General features: G+C 74.1%; 12 protein-coding genes and 1 pseudogene. 9 read left to right on the top strand and 4 right to left on the bottom strand.

From position 1 onward, the window contains the following. Positions 1-15 precede the first annotated feature (15 nt). The 9 genes and pseudogenes from AC4IHM_RS30495 to AC4IHM_RS30455 all read left to right on the top strand — a co-directional run bounded on the left by AC4IHM_RS30495 (position 16) and on the right by AC4IHM_RS30455 (position 11,588). Positions 16-2,463, top strand: a complete 2,448-nt coding sequence (locus AC4IHM_RS30495; RefSeq protein WP_490870186.1) for a SpoIIE family protein phosphatase — start codon at positions 16-18, stop codon at positions 2,461-2,463. A 116-nt stretch (positions 2,464-2,579) separates the two neighbouring features. Further along, complete coding sequence (locus tag AC4IHM_RS30490; protein WP_490870185.1) at positions 2,580-2,972, top strand: STAS domain-containing protein; 393 nt, start codon at positions 2,580-2,582, stop codon at positions 2,970-2,972. Positions 2,973-3,129: 157 nt separating this feature from the next. Then, positions 3,130-4,026 carry an STAS domain-containing protein gene (locus AC4IHM_RS30485; RefSeq protein WP_490870184.1) on the top strand — a complete coding sequence of 299 codons (897 nt, stop codon included), beginning with the start codon at positions 3,130-3,132 and terminating at the stop codon, positions 4,024-4,026. Further along, complete coding sequence (locus AC4IHM_RS30480; RefSeq protein ID WP_490870183.1) at positions 4,023-4,454, top strand: STAS domain-containing protein; 432 nt, start codon at positions 4,023-4,025, stop codon at positions 4,452-4,454. The genes AC4IHM_RS30485 and AC4IHM_RS30480 overlap by 4 nt, the downstream gene beginning before the upstream one ends. Next, positions 4,454-4,894 carry an anti-sigma regulatory factor gene (locus AC4IHM_RS30475; RefSeq protein WP_490870182.1) on the top strand — a complete coding sequence of 147 codons (441 nt, stop codon included), beginning with the start codon at positions 4,454-4,456 and terminating at the stop codon, positions 4,892-4,894. The genes AC4IHM_RS30480 and AC4IHM_RS30475 overlap by 1 nt, the downstream gene beginning before the upstream one ends. Further along, a complete protein-coding gene (locus tag AC4IHM_RS30470) occupies positions 4,894-5,958 on the top strand; it encodes an ATP-binding SpoIIE family protein phosphatase (RefSeq protein WP_490870181.1) in 1,065 nt (354 codons plus the stop codon). Before AC4IHM_RS30475 ends, AC4IHM_RS30470 begins: the two co-directional genes overlap by 1 nt. Further along, a pseudogene (locus AC4IHM_RS30465) lies at positions 5,955-7,698 on the top strand (PP2C family protein-serine/threonine phosphatase). Before AC4IHM_RS30470 ends, AC4IHM_RS30465 begins: the two are co-directional and overlap by 4 nt. Positions 7,699-7,864: 166 nt before the next feature. Next, positions 7,865-9,241: an NAD(P)/FAD-dependent oxidoreductase gene (locus AC4IHM_RS30460; RefSeq protein ID WP_490870180.1), complete on the top strand. Its 1,377-nt coding sequence runs from the start codon at positions 7,865-7,867 to the stop codon at positions 9,239-9,241. 100 nt (positions 9,242-9,341) lie between these two features. Continuing rightward, a complete protein-coding gene (locus AC4IHM_RS30455; RefSeq protein ID WP_490870986.1) occupies positions 9,342-11,588 on the top strand; it encodes an FUSC family protein in 2,247 nt (748 codons plus the stop codon). 3 nt (positions 11,589-11,591) lie between these two features. Here AC4IHM_RS30455 and AC4IHM_RS30450 read toward each other — a convergent pair whose 3' ends face one another. The 4 genes from AC4IHM_RS30450 to AC4IHM_RS30435 all read right to left on the bottom strand — a co-directional run bounded on the left by AC4IHM_RS30450 (position 11,592) and on the right by AC4IHM_RS30435 (position 14,596). Further along, positions 11,592-12,026, bottom strand: coding sequence for a hypothetical protein (locus AC4IHM_RS30450; RefSeq protein ID WP_490870179.1), 435 nt, complete (start codon positions 12,024-12,026; stop codon positions 11,592-11,594). 28 nt (positions 12,027-12,054) lie between these two features. Next, positions 12,055-12,894, bottom strand: a complete 840-nt coding sequence (locus AC4IHM_RS30445) for a DUF1206 domain-containing protein (protein WP_490870178.1) — start codon at positions 12,892-12,894, stop codon at positions 12,055-12,057. A gap of 536 nt (positions 12,895-13,430) precedes the next feature. Further along, on the bottom strand, positions 13,431-13,655 hold the full coding sequence (locus AC4IHM_RS30440; protein ID WP_490870177.1) for a DUF5133 domain-containing protein: 225 nt from the start codon (positions 13,653-13,655) through the stop codon (positions 13,431-13,433). Positions 13,656-13,705: 50 nt separating this feature from the next. Further along, complete coding sequence (locus AC4IHM_RS30435; RefSeq protein WP_490870176.1) at positions 13,706-14,596, bottom strand: SigB/SigF/SigG family RNA polymerase sigma factor; 891 nt, start codon at positions 14,594-14,596, stop codon at positions 13,706-13,708. Positions 14,597-14,651 lie beyond the last annotated feature (55 nt).

The following is a 14,651-nucleotide window of genomic DNA, read 5'->3' as shown; positions in this document are numbered from 1 at the left end:
AGGAGCGTCCCGATCGTGAACACGTCCGAGCAGTCACGCGAACCGCACGGCGCGGTCGACGCTCCGGGCGCCGGCCTGCGCGCGATGACCCCGCTGTCGCCCGTGGGCAGGCTGGCGGCCACGGTGGACCGGCTCGGCCGCGAGGTGCGGGCCGCCCAGGCGGAGGCCGAGGGCCGGGCCCTGATCGAGCTGGCCAAGGGCGTCCTGGTGGCGCGGCTCGGGTGCGGTCCGGCGCAGGCCGCCCGGCAGCTCGCCGAGCTGGCCGAGCAGTCCCGGGCGACGCTGCTGGAGTTCGCGGTCGACGTCATCAACCAGGCCGCCCGGGACCGGATGTCGGAGGTGACGGACGCGTTCCTCGCGGCGACCGCCGCCGCGCGGGCCACCTCCCCGGAGGACGACACGGACGGCGCGCCGGCCGCGGAGCCGGTGTCCGGGTCGGCCGCCGTGCGTCTGCGGGCCGCCGAGAGCGGCGCGCTGGCCGCGAACGACACCCAGGCCGTCGCCGACGCGCTGCTGGAGCAGGCGTTGCGCCCGCTCGGCGCGGTCGCCGTGGCCGTCTGGGCGGCCGGATACGACGGATCGCTCACCCTGGCCGGCAGCGCGGGGTTCTCCCCGGCCGAGGCCACCCGCTGGCGCTATGTACCGCCGGACGTGGCGACGGTGGCCCGGCGCGGGCTGACCGAGCGGGCGGGCCAGTGGATCACGTCCCTGGCGGACACGGGGCTGCCCAGCGTGGGCCGGCACCAGTACCCGGACGGCGGCAGGGTCGCCGTGCCCGCCGGTACCGGGGGCCGCCTCCACGGCGTACTGGAGATCGCCTGGCCGGTGCCGCTGGCCCCGCAGCCGCCCCAGGTGGTCCGGCAGGTGGAGGCCCTCGCGGAGCTGTGCGCGCACACGCTGGAGTCGTACACGCCGCCGCACGGCGCCGGGCAGGAGCCCCGGGTGCTGCCGGACGCGGTGGAGCTGATGGACCTGGCGGACGGACTGTACGACCCCGCGCTGGTCCTGGTGCCGCACCTGGACGCCGACGGTCACCTGGCGGACTTCCGCATCCAGCACGTGAACAAGCGCTTCCTGGATCCGGCCGGACGGCCGCGCGCCGTCGTGGGCGGCGCGCTGCTGCTGGAGGCGTACCCGATGGCCGCCGGGGACAGCGAGCTGTTCCAGAACGTGGAGCGGGTGTACGCCACGGGCGAGCCGTTCCGGGCCCGGCGGATGAATCTGACCTCGCTGGTGGACCAGGTGTCGCTGTCGGCGGTCGCGGACATCAGCGTCAGCCGGCACGGCAACGCCGTCCTGCTCATCTGGCGCATCGAGGACGAGACGGCGAGGCTGGCCAGCCTGCTCCAGCACGCCCAGCGGCTCGGCCGCATCGGCGGTTTCGAGGAGAATTTGCTGACCGGCGAGATCACCTGGAACGAGCAGCTGTTCGACCTGTACGGGCGGCCGCGGACCAGCGCCGCGGTGCCGCTGGAGGAGCTGACCGCCCACGCCCACCCGGACGACGCCGTCCCCATCGGACGGTTCTTGCGCACGCTGCTGCACCACCGGCGGCCGGCGTCGGCGGCCTTCCGGCTCCAGCGGCCCGACGGGGTGACCCGGCACGTCCGCGTGGTGGCCGAACCGGTCCTGGACACCGACGACCGCCTTCTCGTCGTACGGGGCGCCTACCAGGACATCTCGGCCCAGCACTGGACGGAGGTGGCGCTCGCCGCGACGCGCGACCAACTGGCGCACACCGAGCAGCAGGCCATCGAACGCAACCGGCTGACCCTGCAGTTGCAGCACGCCATCATGCCGCCCGCCCAGACCCCGCTCAAGGTGCCGGACCTCCAGGTGGCCGTGCGGTACCGGCCGGCGGAGACGGAGCAGTTGGTGGGCGGCGACTGGTACGACGCCGTGATGCTGCCGAACGGGCTGGTGCTGCTGTGCGTCGGGGACGTGGCCGGGCACGGCATGGAGGCGGCGACCAGCATGGTGGTGCTGCGCAACGCGCTGCGCGGCCTCGCGGTGACCGGGGCCGGGCCGGGCCAGTTGCTGTCGTGGCTCAACATCGTGGCGCACCATCTGACGGGCGGGGTCACCGCGACCGCGGTGTGCGGTCTGTACGACCCGGCCCGGCGTACGCTGCGCTGGGCGAGGGCGGGCCATCTGCCGCCTGTGCTGGTCCGGGGCGCGGACGCGGAGCCGCTGCCGCTGGTCAGGGGCATGCTGCTGGGGGCGGTGGCGGAGGCCGCGTACGAGGAGTCCGAGGTGCAGCTGGCCGGCGAGGACACGCTGCTGATGTACACCGACGGTCTGATCGAGCGCCGTGACCGCTCGGTGGAGGAGGCGCTGGCGCAGTTGCTGAGCACGGTGCGGCCGACGCCGGTCACCCTGGACCAGCATCTGGACCGGCTGCTCACCTACAGCAGGTCGGACACGGACGACGACACGTGTCTGGTGGGCATCCGGGTCGGGTGACGCAGGGCGTGCGGACCGGGCCGCGGCGGGCAGGCATGGGGACGGGAATCGGGGGTAACCGCCCGGCGCGGTGGGCCGTGTCGGTCCGCCGCGCCGCCGCGTTGTTGGAGGTACACGTGCCCATAGCCCAGAACCCGTTGTCCGTCGAGGTGACGCTGCCCCGGGAGGATGTCGCGCTGCTCAAGGTGGAGGGTTACCTGGACGTCGACACCGCGACCGAGTTCCAGCATCATCTGGCCAACCAGCTCCATCACGGACGACGGCACTTCCTGCTGGATCTGTCGGACGTCCCGTTCATGGACTCGTCCGGCATGAACATCATCCTGCGGGTCTACCAGGAGGCACGTGAGCTGCCGGGGAGTGTGCACATCATCTCGCCCGCCCCCGCGGTGCTGCGCGTCCTGGACCTGACGGGGGTGAGCATCACGGTGCCGGTCTCGGCGAGTGTCGAGGAGGCGCTCGCCCGCGTGGACGCGCAGCCGGGGGGACCGCAGGTGCCGGACGCCTGAGCATGCCTGCGCCCCGCCGCTCATCCGGACCGGTCGTGCGGAAGCAGGTGCCGCGGCAGGTCGGCGGGTGGCTACAGTTGTCGCCCGGCAAAGTCACGTCGCCGTCACGTCGCCTCCTGGGGGGTGTGCGGCACAACGCGGATGAGGAGTGGAACAGGTGCCGGAACAGGCGCAGGACACGGCGGGGTCGCCGACGCGCGAGGTCAGGGACTTTCTGCGGCTGCGCCGTGAGCAGATCGCCCAGCGCTGGGCGGACGAGCCGTTGTTCCGGGCCGTGTTCACCGTCTCGCGCGACGAGGCGGTCGAGGCGGGCAAGTCGGTGGTGGACGCGCTGGCCCACGTCGCGGACGCGGCCCGGGTCGAGGACCCGGACGCCGCCGGATTCACCACGGTGCGCGAGCAGTTGGCGCGGATGGGCGCGGCCCGCTCCCGCGCCGGCCTGAGCACCGCGCAGGTGTCGAGCGAACTGGCCGCGCTGCGTCCGCCCGTCGAGAACCTGTTCCTGTCCGACCTGGCGGACGCCTCGGCGGAGCACACCCGGGACTGTGTCACCACGCTGAGTGTGCTGATGGGCACCCTGCGGGTGGTGGTGATGCAGACGGCGCTCAGCGAGGGCCAGGCGCTCATAGACCGTCAGCGGCTGCAACTGCTGGAGGTGGCCACCCCGGTCATCAAGCTGTGGGACGGCATCGTGGCCGTTCCGCTGATCGGCACCCTGGACAGCGCCCGTAGCCAGGTGGTGATGGAGACCCTGCTCGAGTCCGTCGTGGAGCAGCAGGCGCGGTACGCGATCCTGGACATCACCGGTGTCCCGACGGTCGACTCGCTGGTCGCCCAGCACCTGATGAAGACGGTCGCGGCGGCCCGGCTGATGGGCGCCGAGTGCATCGTCTCCGGTATCCGGCCCGCGATCGCGCAGACCATGGTCCACCTCGGCCTCGACCTCGGCACCGTGGTGACGCGCGCGAGCCTGGCCGACGCGCTGGGATACGTGCTGCACCAGCTCGGCGTCGGCATCGTGAACCCCGTCGTGAACGGCCCGGTCGCGCGGTGAGCGAGGTGTTCGCGGGACCCCCCGGGGGTCCCGTGTGGGGCCGGGTTCCGGTGCTGCGGCTCGGGGATGTCCTCCTGGTCACCCTCCAGGGCGACCTGCACGACAGCTCGGCGCAGCAGTTGCAGCAGGATCTCGCCGAGACCATCGTGGGCAGCGGGGCCACCGGGGTGATCATCGACGTCTCGGGCGTGGAGATCGTCGACTCCTTCCTCGGCCGCGTCCTGGCGGAGATCGCCGGGCAGACCGGGCTGCTGGCCGCGCGCACCGTGCTGGTCGGCATGCGGCCGGCGGTCGCCATCACCCTGGTGGAGCTGGGCCTGACGCTGCCGGGCGTGCACACCGCGCTCAGTACCGAGGTGGCCATGGAGCTGCTCGGGCAGCAGGCACCGTCGTCCCGCTTCGGCGGCCTGCGCCAGGAGAGTCCGTGATGCACACTGCCGCGGGTTCCAAGGCCCGCCTGCCGATCCGTTCGGACATGGATCTGGTGTGGGTGCGACAGCATGTGCGGCAGGCGGCCGCCCAGGTCGGCTTCGGACTGGTGGACCAGACCAAGCTGGTCACGGCGGCCAGCGAACTGGCCCGCAACACGCTCGTGTACGGCGGGGGCGGAACGATGGAGGCCGAACCCCTGGTCGAGGGGGGATCGCCGGGGCTGCGGCTCACCTTCAGCGACGAGGGACCGGGCATCGCGGACCTGGAGCAGGCGCTCAGCGACGGTTTCACCTCCGGTGACGGCCTGGGCCTCGGGCTGGGCGGCGCGCGGCGCCTGGTGCACGAGTTCGCGATCGAGAGCGCCCCGGGCGACGGCACGACCGTACGGGTGACCTCCTGGGTGAGCCGGCCGCCGCGCCCTCGTGAGGAGTCCTGATGCCACGCGTGTGGGACGTCCCGGTGCACGACTCGACCCGGGTGCGGGACGCCAGGGTGGCCGCGGAGCACGCGGCGGCCCTGGCGGGGCTGGACGAGCGGCGGACCGCCGCCGCGGCGCTGGTGGCGACCGAGCTGGCCACCAATCTGCTCAAGCACGCCGGGGGCGGCCGGGTCCTGGTCGACGTCGTCGCCCCGACCGTTCTCGGGCCCGGCTGGGAGGGGGTCCTGCTCGTGCAGGTCGCCACGGTCGACCACGGGCCCGGCATCGCCGACGTGTCCGAGGCCCTGCGTGACGGCTTCACCACCACGCGCTCCCTCGGTGCCGGTCTCGGCACCTGTGCGCGTCTCGCCGACGACTTCGACCTGCACAGCGTCCCCGGGCGGGGCACGGTGGTGGTCGCCCGGGTCGGCGCGGTGCCCGGCGGCTCCGCCGGCGAGCGGGGTCCGGCGGGGCGGGTGCGGGCCGGCGCGGTGAACGTCCCGTTCGGCGGGGCGGAGTACTCGGGCGACGCCTGGGCCTGGGTGCGGGCCGGGGACCTGGTCACGCTGATGCTGGCCGACGGGCTGGGGCACGGCCCGGAGGCGGCCCGCGCCTCGACCGCCGCCGTGGAGGCGGTGCGCGCCTCGGCCCACCTCCCGCCCGCCGAGGCGCTGCGGCGGCTGGACGCGGCGCTGTCCAGGACCCGCGGCGCGGCCGTCGCGGTGGCCCAGGTCGACACGCGCACGGCGGCCCTCCGGTTCGCCGGGGTCGGCAACATCGGGGCGCGGCTGTGCGAGGGCGGCACCTGGCGGCACCTGGTGTCGCGCCCCGGCATCGTCGGCACCCACCGGCCCACGACCCTGCGCGAGGAGGAGGCGGTCTGGGCCGACGGCCGGGTGCTGGTCCTGCACAGCGACGGTCTGCCGAGCCGCTGGACGCCGACGGCCGACACCTGCCGTACCGGGGCCGACCCGGCGGTCACCGCAGCCGTCACGCTCCGTGACGCCAGCAGCCCGGCCCGCCCGGTACGCGACGACACCGCCGTCGCCGTCCTGATCCCGACCCCGGCGGACCGCCCATGACCCGAACCTGGCAGATCACCGACGTCACCGACGCGGCGCGGGCGCGCGTGGCCACCGCCCGGCTGGCCGCGGCCCACGGGGTGCCGCCCCTGGAGCGCACGCGGCTGGCGGCCCTGCTCGGCACGCAGTTGCGGCTGTGCCTGGCCAAGGGCGGCACCTGGCTGCTCACCGTGGAGACGGGGGCGGCCGTCTCCCGCGCCGCGTCCGAGGCCGGGGAGAGTGTGCTGCACGCGGTGCTGACGCCGTCGCACGACGCCGCTGCCGCCGGCCAGCCGTGGCGGGTCACGGTGCCCTGCCCGGAGACGGCTCCGGCCGCCGACGCGGACGCGGTGGCGGAGGATCCCGGCGACCCGGCCGGGCTGGCGCAGGCCCTGCTGGGGGCCGACGAGGACACGGCCCTGGTGCTCGACCGGCTCGCCGAGCAGGAGGACCTGGTCGAGTTCCACCGGGAGGAACTGCAGCAGACGAACCAGGGCGTCGTGGCGCTGCACGCCGAGCTGGACGCCGCCGGGCGGGCCCAGCGGGAGACGTTCGCCGCCGAGCGCAAGGCCCGTACGGAGGCGGAGAACGCCCGGCGCAGGCTGACCTTCCTGGCGGACGCGAGCGCGGTGCTGACGGCCTCGCTCGACCACCACGAGATCGTGCGCCGGCTGCCGGAGCTGCTGGTGCCCGAGTACGCGTCGAGCATCGACGTTCTGGCTGTTCGACCAGGAGGGCGAACGGCGCAGCCCCGCGCATCCGGCCGCCGCCGTGGTCGCGGCCCGCACCGGACGGCCGCAGTACGCCGCCGCGCACCCGGGCGGTCTGCCCGGCGTCGACGACCAGCCGCCCTCGGCGCTGGACCCGGACCACCCCCTGCTGTGCATCCCGCTGCCCACGCGGCAGGCGCCGTTGGGCGTGGTGACCCTGTCGTCGCCCGGGGAGCGCTGGGACCCGGACGACGCGGTGATGCTGATCGAGCTGACCCGGCGGGCCAGCATCGCGATCGACCACGCCCAGCGCTACCAGCACAACCGGGACATCGCCGAGACCCTCCAGCGGGCCCTGCTGACGGAGCTGCCCGCCCCGCCGGGGCTCGCCCTGGCCGCGCGCTATCTGCCGGCCACCCACGGGCTGAACATCGGCGGCGACTGGTACGACGCGTTCCGCCAGCCCGACGGCGGCGTCATCGCCGTGGTCGGCGACGTCACCGGGCACGGGCTGCGGGCGGCCGTGATGATGAGCCAGCTGCGCACCGCGCTGCGGGCCTACGCCGTGGACGGCGGCAGTCCCGGCCGCATCCTGACCCGGCTGCACATCTTCCTGCACCACCTCCAGCCCGACCTGTTCGCCACCGCCGTCATCGCGCGCTTCCACCCCGACGACCCGGTCATGACGTGGGCCGCCGCGGGCCATCCGCCGCCGGTGCTGCGTACCCCGGACGGACGGGTCCGGATCCTGGACGCCAAGCCCGGTGCGATGCTCGGCATCCCGCTCCGGCAGGTGATCGCCGACCACACGGTGCGGCTGGCGCCGGGTTCCACGCTCGCGCTGTACACGGACGGTCTGGTGGAGCGGCGGGCCCGGGGCATAGACCCGGGCATCGCGCGGCTGGCCGCGGCCCTCGGGGCGTTCGGCCCGGCGGAGCTGGAGGCGGACCTGGAGGGTTCGGCGGACGGGATCCTGCGCCCGCTGCTCAGCGACTCCGAGCGCGACGACGACGTGTGCCTGCTGCTGTGCCATCTGCGCGGTTCGGGCTGACTCCCGGGGCGGGCCTGGGCACGGCGGGGACCGGCGGGTGTCGCCCGCCTGCCGCGTCCGGCTGGCCGAACCGCCGGGCGGGCGGTGGGATCGACAAGGTGCGAAGCGGCGATCCACGGGCAGGCGGAAGGCGTTCGCGGCGGAGCGCCCGAAGCCGCAGAAAGGGATGAACACCGTGACACGACCCAGGATCCTGGTGGTCGGCGCAGGTTTCGCCGGCGTGGAGTGCGTCCGTCGTCTGGAGCGCAGGCTCTCGCCCGGCGAGGCCGACGTCACCCTGGTGACGCCGTTCTCCTACCAGCTCTATCTGCCGCTGCTGCCGCACGTCGCCTCCGGGGTGCTCACGCCCCAGTCGATCGCGCTCTCCCTGCGCCGCAGCAGCCGCTACCGCACCCGGATCATCCCGGGCGGTGCGATCGGGGTGGACCTCAAGGCCAAGGTCTGCGTGGTGCGCACCATCACCGACGAGATCGCCGACGAGCCGTACGACTACATCGTGCTGGCCCCCGGAAGCATCACCCGCACCTTCGACATCCCGGGTCTGACCGACCACGCGTTCGGCATGAAGACACTGGCGGAGGCCGCGTACATCCGCGACCACGTCATCTCGCAGCTCGATCTCGCCGACTCCAGCCAGGACCCGGCCGAGCGCGCCTCCCGGCTGCAGTTCGTGGTGGTCGGCGGCGGTTACGCGGGCACCGAGACCGCGGCCTGTCTGCAACGGCTGACGCACGCGGCGGTCAAGCGCTACACCCGGCTCGACCCGAACCTGATCAAGTGGCATCTCATCGACATCGCGCCGAAGTTGATGCCCGAGCTGGGCGACAAGCTCGGCCGCGACGCGCAGCAGGTCCTCACCCGGCGCGGCATCGAGATCTCCCTGGGCGTGTCCATCGCCAAGGCGGGACCCGAGGAGGTCACCTTCACGGACGGCCGGGTGGTGCCCACCCGCACGCTGATCTGGACCGCGGGTGTGGTGGCGAGCCCGCTGATCGGCACGCTGGGCGCGGAGACGGTCAGGGGGCGGCTCGCGGTCACCGCCGACATGTGCCTGCCGGGCCAGGACGGGGTGTTCGCGCTCGGCGACTCCGCCGCCGTGCCCGACCTCGCCAAGGGCGAGGAGGGCGCCGTCTGCCCGCCCACCGCCCAGCACGCCACGCGGCAGGGCCGGCACGTCGCCGAGAACCTCATCGCCACCCTGCGCAACCAGCCGCTGCGGCCGTACGTCCACAAGGACCTGGGTTTCGTCGTCGACCTCGGCGGCGCCGACGCGGTCTCCAAGCCGTTCGGCGTCGAACTCAAGGGCCTGCCCGCCCAGGTCGTGGCCCGCGGCTACCACTGGTCGGCGCTGCGCTCGGGTGTCGCCAAGGCCCGGGTGGCGGCCAACTGGACGCTCAACGCCGTCGCCGGCGACGACTTCGTACGCACCGGGTTCCAGGCCCGCAAGCCGGCCAAGCTGAAGGACTTCGAGTACACCGACGCCTATCTGACGCCGGAGCAGGTGCGGGAGCGGGTCGGGGGTGCGGGCCGGGCGGAGCTGTGACCCCGGGGCCGGGGCCGGCCCGCGGCATGGCATGCTGAGAAGTGGATCTCGGCGTGAACCGGCCGGGCGGCGGCTGTGAATCGGGAGAGTGTACGGCGGCGTGAAGGCGGCGGGGCGCTCGGTGCGGGCACGGCTGCGGGACCGTGTCGCCGCGTCCGATCCCGGGCTGTTGCGGCTGACGGCGGGCCTGCGGACGGTCGGCGCCATCGCCCTGGCGCTGGCGGTGCTCGCCGTGTCCGGGGCGGACATCACGCACCTGGTGGCGGGTGCCATGACGGCGATGGTCGCCACCTTCGCCATCCGGGAGAAGGAGCGCGGCCCGCAGGCCGTCACGCTGGCCCTCGGGCTGCCCGTCGCCCTCGCCTCGGTGTCGCTCAGCGCGCTGCTCACCTCGCGGGTCGTCGTCGGTGACGCCTTCTTCGTCGTCCTGATCTTCTGCGCGGTCTTCGTCCGCCGGTTCGGCGACCGCGGTACGGCGCTGGGTCTGATCGGCTTCCAGGTCTACTTCATCTGCCTGTTCGTCGGCACGAAGGTGTCGGGGCTGCCGGGTCTGTGGGGCTCGGTCGCGGTGGCGTTCGCGTGCAGCGCGGTGGTGCGTTTCGCGGTCGTGCCGGCCACCCCGACGGGCATTCTGCTCCGGCTGCGGCAGGCCTTCCGGGCCCGGCTGGCCCAGTTGATCGCCACCCAGACGGAACTGCTCGACGCCGGTCCCGGCGAGATCGACAAGACGCTGGAGCGGCTGCGCGACGGCACCGCGCGCCTGCACGAGACGGCCCTGATGATCCAGTCCCGGCTGGAGGAGGGCACTCCGGACCAGTCGACGGCGCGGCTCGTGCAGCGGCGCATCGCGGACGCCGAGATCTCCGCCGAGCGGCTGGGCCTGCTGCTGCTGACCGCGCGCAGCGCCGAGCGGGCGAACACGCTGACCCTGCATCTGCCGGGCGCGCCGGCGCCCGCGGTGGGCCGCTCACCGGCGCCCGGCGAGGCCACGGAGATCCTGCGCCGCGATCTGGGGGCGCTGCGCGCCCTGGTGCTGCGGCCGGCCGCCGAGGCGCGCGGCACCGCGATGTCCCATCTGCGCAACCGGCTCCTCGGCTACCGCGACGAGGAGAACCTGCCCGAGGCGACGGCGGCCGTCCAGGACGTGTTCCGCGGCATCGGTGAGACGGCGCGGGCGGTGATGGGGCTCAGGATCGCCCTGGACGGGCCGCAGGACGAGTCGGACGACTCGCCCTCGACGGCCCGTTCCCGGGAGGAGCTGGACGCCGAGGACGCCGCCATCGACGCCGGTGACGAGGCCGCGGAGAAGGAGGAGGCGACCGGGCTCGGGCGGCCCACGACGCGGGCCGCGGTGCAGGTCGCGGTGGGGTCCTCGCTCGCCATCGTCGGCGGGGAGTTCCTGTCCTCGCAGCGCTGGTACTGGGCGGTGCTCACCTGCTGGATCGTCTTCATCAACACCGCCTCCACCGGTGAGATCCTGGTCAAGGGCTACCGCCGGCTGCTGGGCACCGTGCTGGGGGTCGTGGCGGGCATCGTGCTGGCCGGTCTGGTCGGCGAGCACACCTGGACCGCGTTCGCTCTCGTGCTGCTGCTCATCTTCGCGATGTTCTACACGGCACCGCTGTCCTACACGCTGATGTCGTTCTTCGTCACCGCGATGCTCGGGCTGCTGTACACCCTGCTGCACACCTACAGCCTGTCGGTGCTGGTGCTGCGCGTGGAGGAGACGGCGCTCGGCGCGGCCTGCGGGATCGTCGCGGCGGCGTTCGTCCTGCCGATACGCACCGACCGCCGCACGAACGAGCTGCTCGAAACGGTGCTGGAGCGGCTCACCGACGTCACCGAGGGCGCGGTGGACCAGCTCAGTGGCGGTCCCGCGGCCGATCTGCTGGACACCGCGCGGGAACTGGACCAGGCGCTGGGCGATCTGCGGGGCGCCACCCAGCCGCTCACCCATCCGATCACGCCGCTGCGGGCCCGGCGCGACAACGCCCAGTACGTGGTCGCGCTGCTGGAGACCTGCGCCTATCACGCGCGGGCCCTGGCGGCGACGGCCGAGCTGCTGCCGACCCACCCCTCGATCGCGGCCGACCCGCGGCTGCGCGGGGCGGTGCGGCGCACGGTGCGCAACATCGGCGCGCTTGCCGCCCGGGTCGCCGACGAGGACGCGCGGACCGAGGTGGAGACCGGGCCGAGCATCGCCTCGCTGCTGGAACCTGACGCCGCCGGGGTGCCGCGGTACGGCCGCATCACCGGCCGGGTACTGCGGCACCTGGAGCGTCTGGACGAGGCGGTGACCGGCCTGGCCCGGCCGCTGGGGGTGCCGGTCAGGGCGCCGGGGCGCTGACGGTCAGAAGTCGCTGGGCAGACCGCTGGCCTCAGCGATGCCGCGCAGTTCCTCGTTCTGCACGTGCCGTTCCTTGAGGTAGTCGGCGATCTCGCCGAGGCGTTCGGGGTCGGAGGCGGTGGCGGCGTCGGTGACGACCCGGACCGGGCCGGTCTCGTCGGTGCTGATCTCGACGACCTCGTTGTCGAGCCGGCCCGTCACGGCGGTGGCGATGACCAGGGCGGCCTCGTCCCTGATCTCCTGGGGCAGTGCCTCGGCACTGTCGCCGTCCAGGGAGAAGTCGATGGTCGGCATCTGTTGCTCGTCGATGGCCTGGAGGACGGGTTCCACCACGCTGAGCAGCAGCTGGTAGTCGTGGCTCTCCATGCGCACGCGCAGGAGATCGAGGTAGACGTCCACGGGATGTCCGTCCGACGGAGGAATCTCGTGTTCGTTCATTCGCCCCGTGTTCCCCCTGGCGCGCGGCTCAGACGCGGCGCCAGCGTGCGAGCGCGAAGGAGAACACGCCGAACAGCACCAGGCCGGCGGCGACGCAGGCCAGCAGCCAGGGGCCGAGCGGGGTGTCGGCGAAGGAGCGCAGGGTGTCGTCGAGTCCCTTGGCGCGGTCGGGTTCGTAGTCGATCGCGGCCCGTACGGCGAAGGCGCCCGCCGCGGCGAACACGAGGCCGCGCGCCACTCCGCCGCCGACGCCGGTGACGTTGACGAGCCGCCGGGCGGCGGGGCCCAGCGCGCCGAGCCTCATCTGCCGGCGGTAGGTGCGGCGCGCCGCCTGTACGCCGAGCACCACGCCGGCGACGACGACGGCGGCTCCGGCGACGCCCACGCACCAGCGCCCCGCGGGCATCCCCATCACCCGCGCGGTGACGTCCCGGGACTGCCGGTCGCTGGATCCGCTGCCGCTGCCGCCGGAGCCGGCCGCGAAGGCCAGGACGGAGTAGGCGACGAAGGCGTAGAACACGCACAGGACGGCGGCGGGCACGCGCTTCCTCGCCGTGTGGCCGTCCTTGTCCGCGGCGCCGAAGAGCACCTCGGACAGCCGCCAGAGGGTCAGGCCGACGAGTCCGACGCCGAGCGCCCACAGCAGTACTGCGCCGAACGGCCGGTCCGCCAGTTCGTCCAGCGCGCCGCCGCGGTCGGCCTGCCGGTTTCCGCTGCCGAGGGCGATCTGCAGGGCCAGCACGCCGACGAGCAGATGGATGACGCCGAGGGCGGTGAGCCCCGCCCGCGCGACCCCCTCGGCGGCCGACCCGCTCGCCGCCCGCCGGGCCCGGCCGCGGCCGGTACGTGCCATGACACGTACGTTCATGTGAACCTCCCCTCCCGGACTCCCGCATGCCCCGCCGTCCCGCACACACACCGCCCGGCCCAACCCGACGGGCGGCCCACCCCGTCCCGGCCCCGAGGCCTCCGGTCCCACCCCGGCTCCCCCCACGGCCCCGGCTCCACCCCGCGACCCCGCTCCCCAACCCGACCGGCGACTCCAGCTCACGGCTCAGCCCCGCACTCCCCCTCCCGCGACCACGGCCCCGGACCACGGCCGACCCACAGCCCCGACCCCGACTCGCGGCCCACAACCCCCTCCCGCGACTCCAGACCACGCCCCCCCCAGCCCACGGGCTGACCCACAGCCCCAGCCCGCGGCAACAGCGCACAAGCCCAGCCCACGGCTGACCCCACAGCCCCGGCCCTTGGCCACCGCGCCCGGCTCGCGCCCGCAGCCCCCACCCACCGCGCCGGCCCACGGCCCCGGGCTTCCCGCCCGGCGGCGGGTCCGGACGCGCGGCTGCCCGTATGCCGTCTCGCGGCATACGGGCAGCCGGGGCGCTTTACGTTCGTTACGGGTCAGTCCGCTCTCTCGGGCACGGGGGCCGGGTCGGCCGCGAGCCAGTGGCGGGCGGCCTCCAGGGCCTGGCGCACGTCACGCGTGCCGGTCGACACGCACAGCGTGTACGCCAGGTCCCGCACCCTCGGTCCCGGTCCGCCCACGGCGTCGGGGGGTTCGTTCACCGTGGCCGCCCGGTACTCGTCGACGAGTCCGCGCAGCACCGCGGGGTCGGGCATCAGCATCCGTGGCGTCTCCCCTTCGGGCCGCTCCGACGGCGCCCCGGTGACGTCCATCAGGTCCGCGCCGGTCGGCCGGCGCGTCCGGTGCGGCCGGCCCGCTGTCCCATCGCCTCGTCGCGCACGCGGGCGCAGCTGCGGCTGATCAGCCGCGAGACGTGCATCTGCGAGATGCCGAGGCGATCGGCTATCCGGCTCTGGGTCATGTCCTCGAAGAAGCGCATGTACAGGATGGCCCGCTCGCGCTCGGGCAGCCTGCGCAGGCCCTCCTTGGCGGACTCGCGGTCGATCACGGTGTCGTACGAGGTGTCCGCCGCGCCGAGGGTGTCGGCGAGACTGTAGCCGTCGTCGCCGGTCGACAGCTCGGCGTCGAGCGAGAGGGTGCTGAAGCTCTCCAGCGCCTCCATGCCCGCGCCGACCTCGTCCTCGGTCAGTCCGGTGTGGGCGGCCAGGGCGGCCACCGAGGGCTCGGAGCTACCCGGGCTCTGGGTGAGTTCGCGCCGCGCCACGCGCACCTTGTTGCGCAGCTCCTGGACCCGGCGGGGCACCCTGAGCGCCCACATCCGGTCGCGGAAGTGCCGCTTGACCTCACCGGTGATCGTGGGCACGGCGTAGCTCTCGAAGGCTCCCCGCTCCGGGTCGAAGCGGTCGATGGCCTTCACCAGGCCGAGCGCGGCGACCTGGCGCAGGTCCTCGATGGACTCGCCGCGGTCCCGGAACCGTCCGGCGATCCGGTGGGCCATGGGCAGCCAGACCGTGACGAGTTCGTCGCGGAGGGCCTCTCGTTCCGGTCCGTCCGCCAGCCCCACGAGCCGGCCGAAGAGCGCCATGGTGTCGGGGGCGTCGTCGTGGCGGTGGCGGGCGGGAGCGGCGGAGGTGTGGGCGGACTCGGGGGGACGGGCGGACTCGGGTGTACCGGGACGGATGGTGGGCGTTTCAATGAGCATGCGGACTCGCTCCTGAACGGTGGTCTCAGGGGGACTCTCCGCGGGAACGGCGCTC

Source organism: Streptomyces sp. SL06 (assembly GCF_058244745.1).
The sequence above is the reverse complement of the archived record's forward strand: the minus strand, read 5'-3'. Positions and strand labels throughout refer to the sequence as shown.